Origin of the sequence: Reichenbachiella sp., assembly GCF_039969095.1 — a bacterium.
Lineage (GTDB): Bacteria > Bacteroidota > Bacteroidia > Cytophagales > Cyclobacteriaceae > Reichenbachiella.
Genome location: NZ_JBDVOL010000011.1, coordinates 463139 through 484284, shown reverse-complemented (window position 1 = coordinate 484284; position 21146 = coordinate 463139). Strand labels below are relative to the sequence as shown.

At 38.7% G+C, this 21146-nt stretch carries 16 protein-coding genes and 1 tRNA gene; 6 read left to right on the top strand and 11 right to left on the bottom strand.

All coding sequences use genetic code 11. The features are described from left to right. Positions 1-20: 20 nt before the first annotated feature. Positions 21-992 (bottom strand): hypothetical protein, encoded by a 972-nt coding sequence (locus tag ABJH98_RS10715; RefSeq protein ID WP_348307667.1) that lies wholly within the window; start codon positions 990-992, stop codon positions 21-23. A gap of 753 nt (positions 993-1745) precedes the next feature. Here ABJH98_RS10715 and ABJH98_RS10710 point away from each other — a divergent pair. The 4 genes from ABJH98_RS10710 (at position 1746) to ABJH98_RS10695 (ending at position 13288) form a co-directional block, all read left to right on the top strand. Then, a complete protein-coding gene (locus tag ABJH98_RS10710) occupies positions 1746-5378 on the top strand; it encodes a hypothetical protein (protein WP_348307666.1) in 3633 nt (1210 codons plus the stop codon). A 56-nt stretch (positions 5379-5434) separates the two neighbouring features. Then, positions 5435-11833 (top strand): DUF6443 domain-containing protein, encoded by a 6399-nt coding sequence (locus ABJH98_RS10705; RefSeq protein WP_348307665.1) that lies wholly within the window; start codon positions 5435-5437, stop codon positions 11831-11833. 13 nt (positions 11834-11846) lie between these two features. Then, complete coding sequence (locus ABJH98_RS10700) at positions 11847-12596, top strand: hypothetical protein (protein ID WP_348307664.1); 750 nt, start codon at positions 11847-11849, stop codon at positions 12594-12596. 146 nt (positions 12597-12742) lie between these two features. Continuing rightward, positions 12743-13288: a transposase gene (locus ABJH98_RS10695; RefSeq protein WP_348307663.1), complete on the top strand. Its 546-nt coding sequence runs from the start codon at positions 12743-12745 to the stop codon at positions 13286-13288. Between the two features lie 7 nt (positions 13289-13295). On the opposite strand, the gene ABJH98_RS10690 is transcribed toward ABJH98_RS10695, so the two are convergent. The 10 genes from ABJH98_RS10690 to ABJH98_RS10645 all read right to left on the bottom strand — a co-directional run bounded on the left by ABJH98_RS10690 (position 13296) and on the right by ABJH98_RS10645 (position 19311). Then, positions 13296-13940, bottom strand: coding sequence for an ArdC-like ssDNA-binding domain-containing protein (locus ABJH98_RS10690; RefSeq protein ID WP_348307662.1), 645 nt, complete (start codon positions 13938-13940; stop codon positions 13296-13298). A gap of 74 nt (positions 13941-14014) precedes the next feature. Continuing rightward, on the bottom strand, positions 14015-14437 hold the full coding sequence (locus ABJH98_RS10685; RefSeq protein ID WP_348307661.1) for a single-stranded DNA-binding protein: 423 nt from the start codon (positions 14435-14437) through the stop codon (positions 14015-14017). Positions 14438-14758: 321 nt separating this feature from the next. Further along, positions 14759-15283, bottom strand: a complete 525-nt coding sequence (locus ABJH98_RS10680) for a hypothetical protein (protein ID WP_348307660.1) — start codon at positions 15281-15283, stop codon at positions 14759-14761. Continuing rightward, positions 15280-15798, bottom strand: coding sequence for a hypothetical protein (locus tag ABJH98_RS10675; protein ID WP_348307659.1), 519 nt, complete (start codon positions 15796-15798; stop codon positions 15280-15282). The genes ABJH98_RS10680 and ABJH98_RS10675 overlap by 4 nt, the downstream gene beginning before the upstream one ends. Positions 15799-15836: 38 nt before the next feature. Then, positions 15837-16640, bottom strand: coding sequence for a hypothetical protein (locus ABJH98_RS10670; RefSeq protein ID WP_348307658.1), 804 nt, complete (start codon positions 16638-16640; stop codon positions 15837-15839). Between the two features lie 37 nt (positions 16641-16677). After that, the gene (locus tag ABJH98_RS10665; RefSeq protein ID WP_348307657.1) at positions 16678-17592 is read right to left on the bottom strand and encodes a toprim domain-containing protein; all 915 of its coding nucleotides are present in this window, start codon (positions 17590-17592) and stop codon (positions 16678-16680) included. Further along, positions 17582-18055, bottom strand: a complete 474-nt coding sequence (locus ABJH98_RS10660) for a JAB domain-containing protein (RefSeq protein WP_348307656.1) — start codon at positions 18053-18055, stop codon at positions 17582-17584. The genes ABJH98_RS10665 and ABJH98_RS10660 overlap by 11 nt, the downstream gene beginning before the upstream one ends. A gap of 91 nt (positions 18056-18146) precedes the next feature. Beyond that, positions 18147-18521, bottom strand: coding sequence for a single-stranded DNA-binding protein (locus tag ABJH98_RS10655; protein ID WP_348307655.1), 375 nt, complete (start codon positions 18519-18521; stop codon positions 18147-18149). Positions 18522-18585: 64 nt separating this feature from the next. Further along, on the bottom strand, positions 18586-18975 hold the full coding sequence (locus ABJH98_RS10650; protein WP_348307654.1) for a helix-turn-helix transcriptional regulator: 390 nt from the start codon (positions 18973-18975) through the stop codon (positions 18586-18588). A 263-nt stretch (positions 18976-19238) separates the two neighbouring features. Beyond that, a tRNA-Met gene (locus tag ABJH98_RS10645) sits at positions 19239-19311 on the bottom strand. Positions 19312-19435: 124 nt separating this feature from the next. Between ABJH98_RS10645 and era the strand changes: the two genes are divergently transcribed. Both era and ABJH98_RS10635 read left to right on the top strand, forming a co-directional pair. Further along, on the top strand, positions 19436-20323 hold the full coding sequence (gene era / locus ABJH98_RS10640; RefSeq protein WP_348307653.1) for a GTPase Era: 888 nt from the start codon (positions 19436-19438) through the stop codon (positions 20321-20323). Positions 20324-20364: 41 nt separating this feature from the next. Next, positions 20365-21096 (top strand): lysophospholipid acyltransferase family protein, encoded by a 732-nt coding sequence (locus ABJH98_RS10635; RefSeq protein ID WP_348307652.1) that lies wholly within the window; start codon positions 20365-20367, stop codon positions 21094-21096. The last annotated feature ends 50 nt before the right edge of the window (positions 21097-21146 follow it).

The window sequence follows — 21146 nt, the reverse complement described above, 5'->3', positions numbered from 1 at the left end:
CTCATTAAAGGTCCGGTTAATTAACCATTCACAAATAGAGCTATAATTGCTATTAATACTCCAATTATAGCTGCAATCGATCCCAATTTAGTCCAGTTGACTCCCTTATTGGCCCGCTCAGTTTTTTTAATATTTTGTTCCGAAATAGTAGATTGTTGATTGACAATCATATTGCCTTGATTGACAATTTTGCCAATATCCGCTTTATCATCTTTGATCATATTGTTTTCTTTCATATAACGGGTGAAGTCAATAAATTTTTGACTGAAGATTTTGAAATCCTCGTTTTGTATGTCGGGCATGGTTTTAATATCACCATCTTCAATTGCAAAATCACCGTTTTCGATTTGTAAATCTCCTGTATCTTCTTTTTCAGAGTAGTATTTACGAAATTCCTTCCGTAAAACATCGATATCCATTTTTACAACTTCTTCAGCTAAAAGCATCTGAAGATAGGGTTCTGCTTGTTCCATTCTTTTATCAATGAGCATCTCAAAATTGGCTCGGTATTCTTCATCTGAAGGCATCCATTTCTTAGCTTCTAACAAAGCGTCATCAATTATTTTTTCAACTAAATTTGAATGAGATTTATTTACTTCTGATTTGTTATCAGGACCTTTTGTATTTGGTGAAATAAATTTTCCTTTTTTTAAGGCATCAAGTAAATCTTTCTTCAATACATCTGGCATGTTGTGTGGATTGGATATTTTTTTATGATCAATAGTCACCTTCGGCTTTCCTTTATTTGTTTCCGCTTCCCACCAGTTCTTAATTGAATATTTGTCCGGTGATTTTCTTATGGATTCAAGGGCCACTTCACGATCAATCAAACTACCCTCGATTTTCTTTCCCAGATAAATAGTACAAAATATAACTGGATCTCCTTCGGATATTATATCCCAGTCTTCGTGGATAATATTTTTACTACTTTCCCAAATAGCTCTGCGCTGTTCTTTTTCTTCGCCGGTGTGGATGTTCTTAATGATCATCATAGGTTCACTAATTTACTTAATAGGCTGTTTTGTTAATAATGCTTTGACAAAAATTGAAAGTAGAGTAGTTTTAGAGGGTACGATAAATCGTTGATTTTTGTAGCACTAAAACTGTTCAACAAAGCGAATTTAAAAAATGGATGTTCAAAGTAATGATTTCAACAATTATTGTAATGGTCATGTAACGTGTTCGATCTAAACTGTAATTGTCTCACAAAACGAAGGAAAGGAAAATATATATTTAACATTTCAGATTAATTTGCTATTTCTGGGGTTGGATAAACTTCTCATAAAATTGCTAGTCAGATGGCTTGTGATTCAAGTCCGCTCAGGATTAGGACTATAAATTGTGTCTATTTGAAAATCAGTCATTTAAGATGGTTTAAAGATTTTGGGTACAAATAAGGTACAACATGTTTACATTGTATTTAAGGCAGTTTTATATGTCTGAGTCTTGTCAGGATTCAAATATTTTTTTTGTAAAATATTGATAGTCATAATATTAAAAGTTGCAAATAAGGTGAAGGTACAGGTTGGGTACAATGTGATTTTTTATTCAAATCCCAAGTTGAGTAGAGTGTTATTTATTTGGCCAAATAAAATTTTGTATATAGACTTGCAGCAGCAATTAGAGAAACTTGATTATGTGATTTATTAACATTAATAAAAACATAATTGCTAGCTATTACAACAACCTACCTTGAATACTTTTCAAAGGAGAAATTCACCTCTCCGTCTAAATCTTTTTCTGAAATGAATTTACTGTCCAAAGCTTTCAGCAAGTTTGTGCTTGTTGTTTTCATGACTTTATTTGGTCAATCCATTATTTATGGGCAAGCCAGTGTTAACCAAATCACAGGGGCGCCATTTTATGAAATTCCCATAACATCTATTTCTCAAGGTGATATTCAAATTCCTTTCAATTTGGTTTACTCTTCCTCTGGTAATAGGGTCAACGATGAAATAGGTCAATATGGAAGAGGCTGGCACTTACGAAATTCTGAAAATTTTATTCGTCGTGTAGTTCGTGGCTTGCCCGACGATTGTGATCTGACCAATAAAAAAGGATGGAATAAAAGGCCATCTGGTGCAGGGGATATCAACATATTTAGTCCGACCGCAGACGATGATTTTTCCGATTCTTCCGATGAAAAAGCTGATTATGAGTCTTTGCTGGAGCTAGCAGTTGGTGGTGATAGTGTGATTTATGACACCGAACCTGATATTTATTTTGTACAGGCTTTTGGATTGAGTTTAACTTTTTTGTATGACAATGACGGTATCATTCGAACAATTCCTCATTCAAGTGGCATAGAGATTACTGAAGAAGGTGGTGATTTTAAAATTCGAAACGGACATTTGGAGTATACATTTGATTTACGAATTGAAGTGGGTATCGCTACTTATGCTATTGATGATAGAGCAATACCAATTGGTAAGAAAAAGAAGCTGCTATATGATATGGGTGCGGAAGAAGCTAGGATAAACTATGTCGAGCAATGGTATTTAACTTCTATTGAATCAAACGCATCTTCAGCAAAAATAGAATTTAAATATTTCCAGACAGCTGTTTCGCTAAATAGTACTACTCATTACTTTCATTTTCAAGAAACAATTGATGATAACTATGGGGCCTATGTGGTGGGAGAACCGAACAAATCTGAATTTTTCCAAGAAAAATATAGCTATTCAAAACCGTATGCTATATCTGAAATTAAAAGTGAAGATTGGCTAATCGAATTTGAGTCGGGAAATGTCCCAATACCTCGGTCGTTTTTTCTTGAGGATTTGAATGAGCATTTGATTCGTCTTAAAAAACCGCTGGCATCTTCTATTAGAACATATGCGAGAAATGGAGAGGATTTAATATTGAAAAGTAGAGCTGAATTGGAAATAATTCCATTTTTCAAAAACGAGCCTGATTTAGTTGATGCACCATATGAAAACTTCATATTTGAATCCTATTTAAATAGAGTCGATATATTTTCAGCTGATGGTGCATCAATCAAACCGTATTTATTTAAATATTATGGCTTGAACTATGAAGATCAGACAACCGACATTAGTCTTTATACTGAAAAAGACTTGTTCGGTTACGCCGATATTGGTTTCCTAACTATTACAGATCTCACTCCATCTGGGATTGGTAAATTAAAAAATGGAATGTTGAGGATGGTGAGTCAGCCATTGGGAGGTGAATCATATTTCTTCTATCAACCCAATACTTATTTTGATTCAGAGACTGGAAGCAATAAGTATGGTGGTGGTTTGAGAGTCTCTTCTTTGGTAAGTGTAGATAATGAGGGAGGAAAGACTATTGTTTCTTACGAATACGAAAAAAATGAAGAAATATCCTCAGGAGTGCTGATAGATAAGCCGGTTAAAGAGATCGAACTTGGATTTAATTATGATGCAACGTCAAATGAAATTTCATTTGACGTTTTTGAAAATGAGACGAAACTACAAGTTTTAGAAAATAAAAACGATCACCCATTGAGTGATACGCAAGTAAACTACTCAGTCGTGACTGAAAGACGAAAAGGGTTTGGCCATTCGGTTTTTCATTATGACATACCTGATGATTTCCTAAATACTGGAAATCAAAATAAAATAGCGAGACAAAATCTTATGGAATTTGAAGCGTATGAATCTCCAAATTATTTGTACTATGATTTTTCGAATCTTCTTGATTTGCCCTTGGGCTTGGCAAAAAAAGATGCGTGGCTTCGAAATGGCAGACTAGTGAAAAAAGAATACTTCTCTGAACAAGGAGAATTGGTCGGGTACGACCAGTATACTTATGAGAATACGGTAGAGCCTATTGAAATTAAGTGTTTGGATTATGAATTAATACCAACTGGGTTTATATATGGCTCAGATCAAAGTAACTCAGGGGTAACCGACTTGATAGTATACAAGCCTTATGAGATTTCAGTTGGTGGTGCATCAAATGTTGTTGCCAGTGAGTCCTATAGAAATGGGGTGAAAGTTTCTTCTTCTTCCTATGTATATGACAATGTTTCAGGATTGCTGATCAAAGAAGAATCTGTAGATAGCAAGGGAATTACTCATGGCAGGAAAGTAAAATATGCCATGGATTATAATACTTCATCTAGTAATCTTAGCGGATTTGCCTTGGACTTGAAGGAGTTAAACAATGGTGGTTATGGCTATCTACCCATTGAATCCATTAATTATTTTATAAAATCAGGCACTGAGTATGTAACAGGAGGACAAATTAGTCACTATGAAATTAGAAATGAATGGTTACTGAAAATGGCGACGTTTGGAACTATTTTAGATGACCCAAAAACTGGTTTTAATTCTTCATCCATTGCAGGCAATTCATTTGATAAAGACCCGTCCTATATCTTTCTAGGAGAAGTATTAGATATAGATGTTTCAAACAGACAGATATTATCATCACGCAATAGGTACGGAGAACCCACTGGTACTGCAGTTATACAAAAAGGACTTTTGGTAGCTTCTTTTGATGAGGTCGCTGTATCAAATGTGGGTTTTACCAATTTTGACTTGGATGAGACTGCTTCCCTTTTTGATTTTAGTATTGACTATACGAATTGGAATGATACACTTCTAAGTGAAGGGAGATATGGAAAGGGATTGAAACTCGAGCTTGGAAGCGCCGAAACTGTGAGCAAAATATTTACAAAAGCTGATGATCCGTACGTAGTTTCTTTTTGGGCTAAATCTAATGGTAGTTCACAAATCAAGATTGCCCTTTCTGAAGGAGCAGTCTCAGAATTAAGTACAATCACATTAAGTAATCATGACGATTGGAAATACTATCGGAAAGAATTGGATTTAAGCAATTTCAATGATGAAATATCACTGGAGCTGTATGCCACGCAAGGTGAAGCGATTATCGATGATCTATTGCTCTATCCGCGTAAGTCAGGAGTGACTTATAGAAACTATGATGAGCGGAGAAGATTACAGTCAGAAAACACATTTAATGGTAAGGGGGCTTATTATGAGTATGATGGTTTGAATCGACCAATAGTCATAAGAGATGATAAAGGGGAAATTTTAAAGGCATTTGAATATAAAAAAAACATGCTTGCCTCAAGCATACCTGTCGACCTTGTGTCGGAAGGAAGCTTACGAACGGTTTCTGTAAGTACGTTTGATGACGAAGATGCCAATTACTTTTGGGCTATTTCAGAGACTGATTTTTTGACCGATGCGATAGATTTTGACTATTCAGATATTCAGCCGACTTCAAATTCATACTTCAAATTCTATATGACAGAAGATGAAAACAAAATTGTTTTTCTTAAAGTCATAGCAGAAGGTGAAACTTATTATAAGTCTTTTCTTATCAATCCGAATATTCTTCAGACCACAGAAATAATTTCAGAATGATAGAAGTTACAGCAAGATTCAATTTCTTCAAAGTCTTTCAAAAAAACACACCTCTAATGAAATTATTTTTATCTCTTTTTATTGTTTTTCAGATTGTCTTTGTCACTCATGGTGAAGGTGCTGACTTAAGTGACCCAAAAATAATTGGTGACACTGAATGTGAGGTTGGCGTAGAATATACCTATTCAATAACCTCAGATGATTTTTATTTTGCTCCAAACTGGGTGGTCACGGGAGGTTCTGTGATAAGTACAGATATGGTAGCTGATGGAAATTCGATTAGGTACGAAGTAGTTATTGAATGGATAGATTTTGGGAACAAGAATATTCAATTCAAGGAAGGAGGATCAATTCTAATAAGTGAATTCTCATTTGTATTATCCGAACCCGAGACTACTTTGGATCCAGGTTCAATAGGTACTTCCAATACGATTTGTATTCTGACTTCTGCTGGTACAATAACCAATACTTCAAGTGCGTCAGGCGGAATAGGAAGCTATACTTATCTATGGCAATATAAAGTACCAGGTGGCACATGGTTTGATGTTACGGAGAATACGAATAATAAAAAATATTATTCTCCAGGTGTATTAGGGGATACCAGAAAATATAGAAGAAGAGTGACTTCTGGAACTCAAACCAAGTACTCTAATGTAGTAACCATTACGGTGGCTGATTTGACGCCTGGTTCAATAGAAGGAGCTCATAATGTGTGTTATGATGGTAACCCATCTAAGCTTAACAATTCATCGTCGGCAGGCAATAATAAGGGTACTATCAATTATCAATGGCAATACTCTAACAATGGTAATAGTGGATGGAATAATATCGGTGAAGCTAAGTCAACTTCTTACAATCCTCCATCTGGGCTGACTTCAAATCGCTGGTATAGAAGGAGAGCTAAAGATAATTGTCAGACAGTGTTTTCAAATATTGTCAAAGTCACTGTAAAGGATCTAACACCGGGCGCAATTTTGGGTGAACAATCCATTTGCTATAATGAAGACCCTGCGTCTTTGACTTCTAATTTCCAAGCAGGAAATAACAAAGGAACACTTCATTATCAATGGCAATTCTCGGCTAATGGCAACAATGGCTGGGATGATATTACTGGAGCTGCATCCGCTTTCTATGATCCACCCTCGGGTTTAACAGCAGATCGTTGGTATAGAAGAAGAGCTCAAGACAATTGTCAAACAGAATTCACCAATTCTGTAAAGATAACTGTTAAAAGTTTAAACCCTGGATCACTAATTTCCGCAAACCAAACCATTTGCAAGAACACTTCACCAGGGTCGTTATCAGTAGAGTCTCCTTCAGGTTATACAGGAGATGTTAGTTATCAATGGGAATCAAAGACGAATTCGATAGATTGGGAAATGGGTCAAATACTTGGGGCTGATCGGTCTTATTATGTTCCAAATGACCTTACTGAAGACACTTGGTTTAGGAGAAAGGTGTCGGATGACTATTGTGTAGCCTACTCGGATGAGATTTTCATCTCTATTGGCGGTGATTTAAAACCAGGAACAATTAAAGGTGCACAGTCCGTGAGTTACAATGGCAATCCTGCCAAATTAGATAATTCAACGCCGGCCTCAGCTTATGTTGGTGACATCAATTATCAATGGCAAGTGACTGAGAGTGACATAAGCGGGTGGGCGAATATTAATGGTGCCAATAATTCCACTTACAACCCACCTAGCGGTCATACCGTTGATAGATGGTATCAACGATTGGCAACAGACAATTGCACGACCAAGCCATCTAATATCGTAAAAGTGGCTTTAGAAAGCTCATCTTTTGAGGTAGAGTCTTTCGTTGGAGAGACGATGGGAGATGATTTTGTCTTTAATGGAGAGTCGGCAACTATTGCTGTATCCGACTATCATTCAGATGCGCAGATAGTGGGTTGGCAAAGGTCTAGTATGGAGCCGCATATTAGTAGAATTTCAGAGAATACCAGCACTATAACAGTGACCGCTCTTTTAGTAGAAAGTAGTTACCGACCAGCCCTAAACGTGAATTGGGAAGTGCAATATGGAGCATGGCAAGAAGTCCCAATCGGAAAGTCTACCTCTATATCTTTGCTACCTGATGAGGCAGGTTATGATGTTTATTATTGGCAAAAAATAACTGAAAGACCATCTATTACAGATATCTCTAAAACAACGGATGCCATCACTGAAACACCAGTCTTAGGTCAAAACAGCTATCGTCCCGTTTTTTTAAATCAAGGAGATACGCTATATGGAGCGTGGCACGAAGTGATGGCAGTTTCATTAGAAAGCAAGGATGTTTTGCAGGAAAACTATGTAGTTTCTGAGGTGCCGTTGGTTGATGAGATTACGGACCGATCTGAAATCAACACAGATAATGGTCTATTGTCAGTCTCATTTATGGATGGGTTTGGTAGAGCTAGACAAACGGTCTACAAAGAAGCAAGTCCGACAGGTAAAGATATCGTGTCCTTTGCAGAGTTTAATGAATATGGAGATCAGGTAAAGGAGTACTTGCCTTATACTGCGAGTACTACCAGTTTGCTGGACATACATGAAGATACGCATGCCGCACAGGCCGCATTCTATAGCGAAACCGCCAATGTAGCCAGCGATTCACAACCCTATTCAGAAATCATAAGAGAAGCCTCCCCGCTGGGTCGTGTCCTGAAGTCTGGCTCGGCAGGAGCAGCTTGGGATGTGAATGGCAACCATAAAGTCACCTACGATTATCAATTCAATCAGGCCAATGAGATTCGCATGTGGGAGTCAGATGGTACGTCCAATGGTTTTTATGGTGTAAATACCCTTTTCAAAAACACCGTGACCGATGAAGATGGAAACAAAAGAATCGTCTATACCGATCGATCAGGAAAAACCATTGCCAAAAAAGTGGAAGTGGACGCAGGTCAATATTTGACTACTTATATCATCTACGATGACTTTGGTCGGGTGAAATATGTAGTGCCGCCATTGGCACTGAAAAAAATGGATGATGCCAATTCATATACTATTTCATCTGTGGCAGAATTGATTTTTTCTTTTACCTACGACAAATGGGGTAGACTGATTGAAAAACAAGTGCCTGGCACCACAGCACCGGAAGCTTATGTCTACAATACCCGTGATGAACTTATTCTGTATCAAAGTGCCTTGCTTGCCCAAGATGGAAAGTGGCTGTTTACTAAATATGACAAACAGCACCGTACGGCGTATACTGGTCTTTATGAAAGTAGTCAGACGCGAAGTGAATTACAGACAACTGCCGACGCACAAACGAATCTATACGAAAGCAGATCCACGGACGTAGCAACTAAAGGCTATACGAACCAGGCGTTTCCTACAGCAAATTTGACTGTACTATCCGCAAATTATTATGACGACTATGCGTTGATCGGTGACGTGGCTTCAGGTTTTGCCTTTGATCCGAGTCACCTGACAGGCCAGGAAACCTCGGCCGATGACTATACCACACACAAACTGACGGCCAGTACCAGCCGCATTTTAGAAACGGATGACTGGCTTACACAAATTTTCTATTACAACGAGGACGGTCAGGTGATTCAAATATTGAGCAACAATCATATGAATCTGGATCTGGAGGACAAGACCACCATGATCTATGACTACCAGGGCAAAGTAGTTCAGTCGCTGCGTGGCACCCACGACGGAAATGAGATCATCCATACTGGCAATCGCATGGAGTACGACCTACTGGGACGGGTGTTGGCCGTTTATCACGAAATCGGTGGAGTAGAGCAGCAAATTGCCTCATACACCTACAACGAACTGGGGCAGGTGATCGAAAAAAATATTCATGAAGAAGCAGGTAACTATTTGCAGTCGATTGATTTTGATTACAATATCCGTGGCTGGCTGGAAGGTATCAACAATGTGAACCTGGATGAATCCGAAGCAGCAGCCGGATCAGATTTGTTTGGTATGCAAATGCATTATAATCAAGGAGCTACCAACAATAAATACAATGGCAACATCGGTGCCATCCGATGGAATACGGCCGGTGAAGATGCGATCAGCAAGTATAACTATACCTATGATCGAGCCAACCGTCTCACGGCTGCAGATTGGAAAAAAGGAGTAGATGTAGGTGACTTCGATATGACAGCCACTTACGATGTAAATGGAAACATTACTTCACTCAACCGAAATGCATTGGATAGTATTTTGACCTCTATCGATGAGTTGACCTATGCTTACAGTGGCAATCAATTGCAAGGAGTAGAAGATGCGTCTGACAATCCACTTGGGTTTGAAGACGGTAGCACAGCAAGTGAGGAATATACCTACGATGCCAATGGCAATATGACTCAGGACTTGAATAAAGGGATTACGGAGATTATTTATAATCATCTCAACAAACCCACATTATTAACAATTAGCAATAAAGAAGGTACCGCAGATAGCATCAGAATAGCCTACACCTACTCAGCTGGAGGACAAAAGCTGAAAGTGCAAAATTATAATCAAAATGATGAATTGATTAAGACCACCAGCTACCTTGGAGGCGCAGTCTATGAAGACGATGTACTCCAATACATCCAGCATAGCGAGGGCCGCATTGTCTATCACGAAGAAACGCTTGATGGATCGAACTACGAATACCAGTATCAGCTCACTGATCACCTAGGCAACGTACGTATGATGCTGACCACAGCTGAGCGGACTACAGCTACCATTGCTACGATGGAAGAGAGTCAAGCCCAGCGAGAAGATGAAATTTATTTCAATTATGAAAATGCCAACATCATTCATTCCGATATGTTCGATCATACCAATAGTGCGTCGGATACCACACGCAATGCGATGCTGCTCTATGGGATTGATGATGTGAACATCGGTCTGGTCAGAATACTGAAGGTGATGCCAGGAGATGAGATCAATATGTCTGTCTTTGCGAAATATTACCAGACTGAAGGCACAGACGACCTCTCAGCACTGGTAAGTACGATAGGAGCACAGCTACTCACAGGTAGCGCCTTACTTCCTGAAGGGTCATCTTTAAACCCTTCGACCCCCTGGGCAGATCCGGGACGCTCAGGAGTTGACAATACAGTACCAGAAGCCTATTTGAACTATATGGTATTCGATAAACACAGAGGGCTGATTGCAGAGAAAACAGGCTTTCAACAGATATCAAGTGATGCTAAAGAAACAGGGGCAAACACCCAGCATGAAGAACTAAGCCATTCGATCACGATCGAAGAAGCCGGCTTTGTCTATATTTACTTATCCAATGAAAGTGAACAAGGAGTGGACGTATTTTTCGATGATTTCTGGGTAGAACAAGTACATGGTCCCATCATCCAGACCAATGATTACTACCCCTTTGGTTTGCAGACGGCTGCCAGCATGAGTCAGGATTTTATCACGCCAAATAAGCGCTTGTACAATGCGGGCAGCGAGCTCAACGAGCAGACCCAAAACTTTGAAACCTTCTACAGACACTATGATCCAGCCCTAGGCAGGTTCAATGGGGTAGATATTAAGGCGACGAGCTTTGCAGACATGACACCTTATCAATATGCTTTTGATAACCCAGTCAACTACAACGACCCACTAGGAGACAGACCGTATTGGGCTAGCATGGAACGAGGGAGAACGGGAAGCGGTCCTTTGAAGCCAGCAGGGTCTAGATCTTATGGTAGTGAAGGTGGAACTACGAGGGGGAGTACTCATGCTGGTTCAGGTGGCCATTGGAGTGATAATGGGATTCTATCTGGTGCTACGCAGATGCTTAGAGACTATTTTTTATCGAGTGGTTCTAGTTTTGATAAAAGGTATGGAAAGGCGGATAGTGACCAAAGAGCGAGTTTTGCATCTAGTTTGGGGTCAACTTATAAATATATAAAATCTTATAGCCTCGATTATACAACAGAAAATCTGAATGGAGAAATATGGACAGGAGCAACAGTGATTATCGAAAATAAATTGGTGGAAGTTCAATCTAATGGAAGCGGTTGGAGAGATTTTATGCACAGCTGGCATGCTAATATGCTTGGATTTTCAAATGACGTCAACAAAGCTTGGGGCAATTTCAGATCCAAGTATGGTGGTGGTGGTGGAATAGTGTCATTTGGTAATGCAGGTGTCGGCTGGGCATTACAATGGGGAGATAGAAAGGTTCAGAAGGCTGAGTTCATGGACACCAAAATGGGGTCAATAGCTCCGAATATAAGCGCAAATAATATGGTCAAAGTCCCAAGTGATATAGCCACTATAATATTGAACACTTTCCCAGTTATTGATTTTGGTAATGATATTGGTGATGAACTGTATAAATTCATGAATTCACCTGCTCCTATTAAAATTGACACGGCTAGAATTGCTGGCCCTACAACATATGAAAGAGGAAATGGATTTAGAGATGCTTATGGTCCCGCTGTTATTCGGCAAAATGGAATTCCTCAAGATACAATTCAATTAATTTTTAAGTAACTCAATGATGTTTATGAAAGGTCGAATTGTTATTTTATTATCTGTATGGTTTTTATCCTGTTCCAGTGATGAGTTAAGAAAATACCATCCAAATGGAAGCATAAAATCAATTTCTCAAATGAAAGGGGGCAAGCCAGATGGGATCACGAAAATTTATGATGAGAAAGGTTTTATGCTTGGAGAGGAATCTTATAAAGAGGGTTATTTACATGGTACTATGATATTGTATTATCCTAATGAAAAGATCATGAAATCCATAAAGTATGAAAATGGATCAAAGGTAGAAGAATCACTTCTGGAGTATTACAGTAATGGAGAATTGAAAATGAGATATGACTCTATTTATCCCATTATTTACAATTATGATAGTTTGGGCCGATTGGTAATGAAAAATTTGGTTGATCAGAACAATGAAATAATTGACTATGTACATTTTGATGAATTTGGCTCGGCTGACTATGAAGCTAAAATCGCGACGTATTTAGATTTTTCTTCTGACACTATAATGGCAGGAGAAGAGTTTAAATTTGTAATAAATAGTGCTAGCTTGAATAATTTTGATGGTGAAATTGTACTTGATTTTAAAAAGAATGATATTGATTTTCAATTTGTTGCTGAAAGGATTGTAGATGAGGATTTGGGTTATTTTGAATATTCGAGGCTAATGGAAATACGAGGAAAGTATAGTGTTAGTGTTTCCGTTGCTCATATTGATCCTGTAGATACGGTTGATATTTATACCTATAATTTTTTAGTGCTATAATAGTTAGCCCTCCACTGGCGCTCTATCTGCACATAAGAGATCACTCTAGCCCCTCCAATAGCGCGCGTTTAGCTTTTTCAGCGTAACGCGTGCAAAGTATCGCTAAGAGCAAAGGCCTAAACTTGAAGAATTTTATATTTTACAGGATGTCTGAGAAATACAAATTCCATGATCCAGCGGGTATCTATTTTGTGACAAGCACGGTTGTGCATTGGATTGACCTGTTTACAAGAAATGAATTCAAGCATATCATTGTTGATTCGTTGAAATACTGTCAAAAGGAGAAAGGATTGCTCATTCATGCCTGGGTGTTGATGCCGAGTCATTTGCATATGGTCATTAGCACAAAGGGTAAGTCTTTGGAATCGATTATGCGTGACTTCAAGAAACATACCTCTAGAGCCATCATCAAAGCGCTCGATAGAATCAATGAAAGCCGAAAGGAGTGGCTACTGAAGGCATTTGAAAAAGCAGCAGAAAAAGTACAAAGGGTTAGTTCCTACAAGATCTGGCAAGATGGTAATCATCCCATACATTTGGATACCAATGAACTGCAAGAACAAAAAGTAGATTATATCCATAACAATCCTGTAGAGGAAGAAATAGTAGATGAATCGGTGTATTATTGGTATAGTTCAACAAGAGATTATTTAGGTCAAAGAGGGTTGTTGGAAATTGTGCTGGTGGAATAGTCACGCGTTACGCTGAAAAAGCTAAACGCGCGCCATGGAAATAATAGTTTTCAGTGGCTGAAGCTTTCTCGGTTTCAAGAAAAAGCGATGTATCAGGCATATTGATATAATCTTCAAGAATGCTGTAATAGGCTTCATCCTCAATGTGCCTGATATCGGCTCCAGTCTTTTGGCAGAACTCATCAATAAGGCTGATGCAATCAACGCGGTCTTGATCTGGAATTGGCTGGGTTTGATCCACTTCATACCCTTCAACTTGAGAGGCGTTAAATACAGTGTAGAGTCTGAGCATTGGGATTTTGATATCCTCTTTCTCGCCATTATTATTCTCTTCGGTTTTGGTCAGGGTTTTATAGAAGATAACACGAGAGCCTTTTTCACCTTTTCGAACATGTGCGCCTTTTTCCTGCCATTGCTTGAAAGTTGCCCATTGGTTAGAGGGTAGCTTTCTGGCTTGTTGATTAAACCAAAGAGCAAGAATATTAACCCCTTGATAGTGATTATTCGTGATCGGGTTTTTGGGAAGGCCTTGCGCTGCCAATGCTGCAAAGGGTGGTTGATAGTCGTTTAAATCAACCTGATCCAGTATTTCAATGATATTGTTTGTAATGTCCTGATGAATATCGGTTTTAGGTGCATGAGCTTTGGGCATCGCACTCCTCCTTAAAAAATCGAATTGATAAGAAAAGACAGGGGCACGGGTTGCCTCTGTCTTTTGGGGATATATTAAGATGTAGCCATTTCTGCTGGTGGGGCTGTTTCAGCCTTTTTCTTTGAAGGCAGTGCAGCTTGTTCAACTTTCTTAGCGACAATAGAAGCCTCTTTCTTATTGACGAGTTGACCATCAATTTCGACTTCAAATGTGCGGTAGGTTAGTTTTCCTTCAATGCGTAGGCGAACACCGGCTTTAAAGGATAGAAGTTGCTTCATGACAATAGGATCATAAGCCACGATATTGTGAAGCGTAGAGGCAAAATCCTGGCGGTTGCCTTCATCATCAAGGTAGCTATTTGAAGTATAAAGGGACATTGCTACAAAGCTCTCACCAGTGTTTTTGCTGGTGTGCTCCTCAGCTTCTGCTCCGCTATTGCCAATCAGAACAATACGGTTCGTTGGTTCATAGTTTTGGGTTTTGTTTTGGTCAGTCATGGTCTTTTCCTTTCATTTTAAGATTTGACTAAATAGAGATTTCTCCCTGTTGCATGAACCCTTGCCAAGCGGCGAGTGTCATTCATGACCTCGTTTAAAATCCATGGATTAGTCAAAAAACTTCTCGGGAGACCGCTTGCGGCGGCAAGTTTATTGACTCACAGCCTGTCAAGGCGTCCATGGTTTTGAAATAAGCTGGTTTACGGGTTCCTTGCATCAGATGATCTGATGCAAACTGATGGTTCATTCCTTAATTAGGAATGTCATTCATAAAATTTCTAAAGGGATTAATGGATTTCCATTTTTTGCTGCTTCTACACTTTACGGAATAATGTAAGCATATCCATGATCTGCAACATACTTATTCATGACTAGCGGTATAAGCTTCGAGCCGAAATCAACAGGGAATACGCCTTTACCGTCAAATTCTTGTGCTGCTTCCCCATGCGATGGTTGCCACTCATATTTGTAGTAGTGGCCGTTAATAAGGAAAGAAACACTAGTAGCTCTATCATGACGCTCATCAACTGAAACAGCTGTTAAGTAGATAGGCTTATCACCTGTTTTTTCGCGGCTGGCAAAACCATTGGCAAAGCCTTTTGCATAGCGATCTTCGCTAATCGGATCATTCTCATTAATGTTAATGATTACAGAAATTTTAGGTGCTTCAACAGACGCTTTGAGCGCTTCGCCTGAAGGCGCGACAATCGGATTTGGAGCTGTAAGAAGAGATGACTCTTTCTTCATTGTATCCATCTTTGACTGTGCCTTTAGCTCATTGCTATTCGCCACGACCAAAGTGATCACGCCAGCAGCGTATAATGATTTTAATAGACCTTTTTTCATTGTATTTCCATTTTTGCTGGTTCTAGACCTTCTGGAATGACATCATCTGTACCGATGTTCTCTACATTCCATTTTGTAATTGGCTTTACGCCATTCCAAATATCTTTGGCAGTAAATGCCGTTTGACCATCTTCAGTTGTGTAAAGAACGCCGCCAGAGAAAGCAGACACTTTGCCTTTGGTATCACCTGTATTGCTGTAAATTACGGTTAGATATGTCGGGAAATCCGTTAGGCGACGGTCTTGGTACGCGTCGGCGAGCATTACAGCCATTTGACGTGCTGTCATTTGACCATCTTTTGGCCCTTGAACGAATAAAACAAAGCTGCCTTTATCATAGTCATTCACAGGATCTGATGCATCAATCGCATCACCTAGAGTGCCCGGCTTAATCGTTGTCTTGTTTAGAACAGCAGCGTTAACTAACTCGGTCTTTGCTTTGGCATTATCATTAAAGGCCATCACATTGCTCTGTGCTTTTAGCTCATCACTGTTCGCCGCGACCAAAGTTATCACGCCAGCACCGAATAATGATTTCAATAGACTCTTCATATTTACTTACAAAAGGTTTTATCAAAGGCCTCTAAAAAGGTGTCTTTATAAGTGCCGATATAGATTTGCTTTATTCCTTCGGCCTCATTCTTATTGCTCAATTCAAGCGTATTTGATCCGAAGTTAGCCTGTTGGCCAGTTTCAGGGTTAAAAAATCCATAGCCTTTTGAGAGATTAGAGTGTTCTACAAATTCATTTATCGGCAGGTCTCTCATATACAAAGGCTCGCTCATATTTGCTGCATTAACTATTGCTCGGATGTACTCATCGCTTAGTACCCCATGAAAGAATGCTTGATTCTTTTTATCATCCACTATTCGCAATGTTTGATCCAAGGCATGGATGTATTCATATTTGATGCCAACGCCATATCCATAAAACAGTTCAAAGCTCCATATTGTAGTGAGGTTGGAGGCAATAGCTTTCAATTGGATTGTACCTTTTTCTTCAATCCAATCCTTCATGATCATAGATTGAGTTTCTCTATCCTGCACTCCTTGGATTTTGAAAACAGTTGTGTAGCCTTGTCGAAGCTCAAGCTTTCCTTCTTTTTCTGAAGCTATTTTAGCTGTAAATAAACCTCCCTCATGTCTGTATTGAATAGAGTCAGGTATTGATGCCAACGAATAGCCATTGATGCTTGCAATAACAGGTTTATATGAAGCAAATGGATTGGCGTTTTTGCCAAACCCTTCGCTTTTTTTGTTCGCCACATCATTACTTTGCGCCTTAAGTTCATTGCTATTCGCCGTGACCAAACTGATCACGCCGATGATAAACAATGGTTTCAATAGCCCTTTTTTCATTTAATAAAAATAGCAACACATAGCCGTAGATCAAAAATTATACGCCCAATTGATTTAAGACATCATTCCAGTCACATCCCCGTTTATCCGGGCTGTGTCGTCTTATCTCTCCGGCAAAATCAGTGCTGCTGATAAGTATTTCCAGGCGACTGGTGATTTTATCTCCGCCCTTGTCATTATCGGTTATAATCAGAATACTTTTAATCCAGTCAAATTCAGAGACGAGCTTTCGGATCATATCAGCTTGGCTTTTGGAAAACCCTCCACACGTTGCAATGTAAAACCCATCTTTTAACTGATGAATGATTTCATAGGACATAGCATCTATCGGGGTTTCTGCAATTATGAGGATTTGATCATCGATCATACGGTTTGAGCGCCAAAGCGTCTTTTCACTTCCCCGGACAAATAGATCAGCATGTTCACCCTTTAATTCAAGACCACAGACCCGGCCACGCTTAAAATGAGGGAAAACCGCATTCTTGAACTGATCTTGAAAGACTCGCTCAAAAAACCGCTCTGATCGTAAGAGTTCATTGGGAATTCCGCGACCATGTAAATAGGCGTTGTTGTAAGCTGGCTTGCAATAATTAAAAAGTCGTTCGATCCGTTTGGGCTCAAAGCCCTTTTCTTTTACAGGCTTAAACTCATTTGAGATTTGGGGGTTGGTGCCAAGCCAGCCTTCTAATTCACGTCCAATGTCGCGAACAGAACGGTTGGTTCTATTCTTGACAAAATCAATAATCGTCCCGTTATCGCTATCATCATAGACGGAAAAGTAGATCCATGTGCCATTGCTCCGGGAAATAACAATCTTATCACTCCGGTCTTTAAGCATGGCAACGGATGTTCGTGTGCTCTTCTTTTTATCAATTTTATATCCCAGGAAAGCAGCATATTGAGTGAGGTCAATTTCACGTTTTAAGTTTTTGAAATCAATATTATAGCTCATGAGACAAGCCCTTTTCGAATTCATACTGAATGGAATAAAATCCTTGATCAGTGATGATGAGGTGATCTTGAACCGTAATTCGCAATATCTCCCCAATTGATGCGAGATTGCGCGTTAGCGTGATATCCGGCTTTGAGGGCTTTAAGGCACCACTTGGATGGTTATGTGCCAGTATGAGCATGTTAGAGCGTCTTTTAAGTGCAAGTGCGAATATGATCCTAGGATCAACAATGGCCTCCGTCATACCGCCTTTAGAAATAGAAGCAATAGACATGACCCTTAACTGGTTATCCAGCATCATGAGCTTGCATTCTTCAACCAGATTAATCTGACCCTTATCCCAACTATGATAAAAAACATCAAAGGCGTCTTTAGCACATGTTATTTTTGGTCGATCAATGGCTTTGGTTTTGTTGTAATAAACAAGCTGCACTTCTTCAAATTGTGTTGAAAGCTCTTTCATAGCCTTACCCCTTATGAATATGAAGTGAAAAAAGTGGGAAAGCACTCAATCGAAAGAGCTTTCCCGATAGTATGGTGGAGCGGTTAAAAGATTAAGCTGGAACTGCGCCGTTTGAATGCGCTTTCACAGTGCTTGCCTCTACTGGTAGTTCGTTGTTCTTCTCTTTTTTCAAAACAACATGATAGGCAAAAATTGTACAGGCAGTTTGCTTATAACCTTCGGGCGTATCAAATGATCTGGTACTGTCTTCACCTTTGAGGTAAATCCAATCACCTTTTTTGAAGTCTTTTGCTAAGTCAAAAGCCTCTTTCAGATGATATGAAATCAATGCGTTGAAATAATTGGTGTTAGTCTTGATTTCGCCGTCATGCGGATTTTCAAATTGCTTGTTACTGGCAAATCGCAATTTAACATACTTGCCATCTCCTACAATTTCGGCATCCTTAACCAGATGTCCTGATTTCATTGAAACATTGGTATCGGAAAACAGCTCTCTGTTGACCGGCTTTTGATGGTCTTTCTGATCATTTTCAGATATGGTTTTTGCTTTTTATGTATTTGAGTTTTTTGGTAGCCGTTTCCAAAATTTTCTCAGCATTTTGATCTGACAATATTGGATTAAGCACCTTATCACTAAAATATGACAATCTCATTTCCTCCAATTCAACTTCAAAATATGCTGCCAATTCAGGAATAATCTTCTCTGGTGGTAGTCTTTCCCCTCTTTCAAACTTGCTTAGAGTTGATTGATCAAGATCCAATGCAGCTGCTACTTTTCTAATAGGAATTTCCTTTTGCTCTCGAAGATTCCTTATGTACTCACCAAAGCTTTCTTTCAAAGTTCTAGAGTTAATGGTTCTGGACAATTTTTGTCTACGTAAGGTAAGAGAATTATCAAAATGCAGTGGAATAGATTGCATTATTTTTTTTTAGCTGAATGATTAAAGCTATTCAAATTATATATGAGACAGTAAAAGCACAAAGAACAGGGGAGAATGGTTTAATCAAACCTAAATATTTGTCTACCTGACACTGATACTTGCCAGAACAATATACTCTTAAAAGAACAACGGGGTCATTCGTAAGTCCATTTTGTTTTTACAATGTTTTTACAAGATTTGAGATAAAAACACGTGTGAGGAATAAAAAAGAAAAACCCTCTGAAAATCAGAGGGTTATCTAGTAGCGGGAGCAGGACTCGAACCTGCGACCTTCGGGTTATGAGCCCGACGAGCTACCAACTGCTCCATCCCGCGATGTATATTTGGTGTGCAATTTGAGACGAAATGGTCATAAAATCATTCGTTTTTCCCTCAATTGCGATGCAAAAGTAGAAGTACGTTGATTAAAAAACAAGTACCTTTGAACTTTATTTCTTCTATGAGCGAAACTAATTTTAAATCAGGCTTTGTAAGCATAATAGGCAAGCCTAACGTTGGGAAATCTACTTTGATGAATGCTTTGGTAGGTGACAATTTATCTATCATCACTTCTAAGGCTCAGACTACACGGCATCGGATTATGGGTATACTTTCTGGAGACAATTTTCAGATCATATATTCAGATACTCCAGGTTTACTCAAACCTCAGTACACCTTACAAGAGTCCATGATGAAATTTGTAAGCGCTTCTTTAGAAGATGCTGATTTGGTGCTTTATGTCGTCGAACTCATGGAGAAACAAGAGGACGAAGAAATGCTGGAAAGAATAATAGCAAGTGGAACTCCAGTCATTTTTGTTATTAATAAATGCGATCTGAATAAAGGCTCAAGACTGACTGATAAGATTGATTATTGGAGTTTGCTATATCCAGAGGTAGAGATTCTGACCGTTTCTGCTCTCAACAAGGAAAATGTTGACTTACTATTTGCTCGAATCTTGGAACTCATGCCTGAGCATCCTGCATACTTTCCAGAAGATACACTCACTGATAAACCAGAAAAATTCTTTGCGTCTGAAATTATACGAGAGCAGATTTTCAAAAATTACAAGCAGGAAGTGCCTTATAGTACGGAAGTAGAAATAGAATCTTTCAAAGAGGATGACGATATCATTAGACTCCGAGCCGAGATTTTTGTAGAGAGAAAGTCTCAAAAAGGAATCATTATAGGCAAAGGTGGAGAGGCCATAAAAAAAGTCGGTACCGAGGCGAGACTACAATTAGAAAAATTCTTTGGTAAGAAGGTTTTTCTAGAGACCTTCGTAAAGGTGGCAAGTGATTGGAGAAAGAAAGATAGCCTACTCAAAAAATTTGGCTACAAAGGTTGATGCTGCGATAAATTATTAAAGAAGAATAATCAAAATAGAATATGAATAAATTCCTTAAAAGGAGTTACCTAATATATACTGTCATTGTTTTTTTTGGATTGTTCATTCTCTTAATTCCGTTTTTATCCTTGGCGATTATATTCGGTTTTTCCACATTGGCAGTTTCTATAAATCAATATTGGGGCAAAGTATTCTATGTGTTAATCGGAATATCTGCTAGGATAGAAAACAAGCATTTTCTGAATAAAGATTCGACCTATATTTTTTGTCCTAATCATTTTTCTTTCCTAGATATTACTTTGATGCCTTTATTGCCTAAGGCATTTAAGTTCGTTGGAAAAGTATCCATAGCTAACATTCCAATTTTTGGATATTTCTACAAAAAACTTCATATCACGGTAGATCGAGAAAAGCTAAAAGACCGATATGCCACTTATCGCAAAAGTGTAGAAGCTTTGGGAAATGGGCATTCTTTGACTGTATTTCCAGAAGGAGGTATTCATGCAGCTCACACGACCCAAATGAGTCGATTTAAAGAAGGACCTTTTCGTATGGCTATAGAAACAGGAGCATTTTTGGTTCCCATCACTTTGGCTGACAATTGGTATATTTTACCAGATGATGGTCAATTTCTCATGAATTGGAAAAAGGAATGCAGATTGATCATTCACCAACCCATTGATCCATCGAAATACAATTTATCAAGTATAAAAAAATTTCAAGAAGATGTTCACCACATCATTCAATCAGAATTGAATCGATTGAATCCTTGATTCCTTTAGGAAACAATGCCGAGATTGTTATATTTAATTTCTTAATTTAA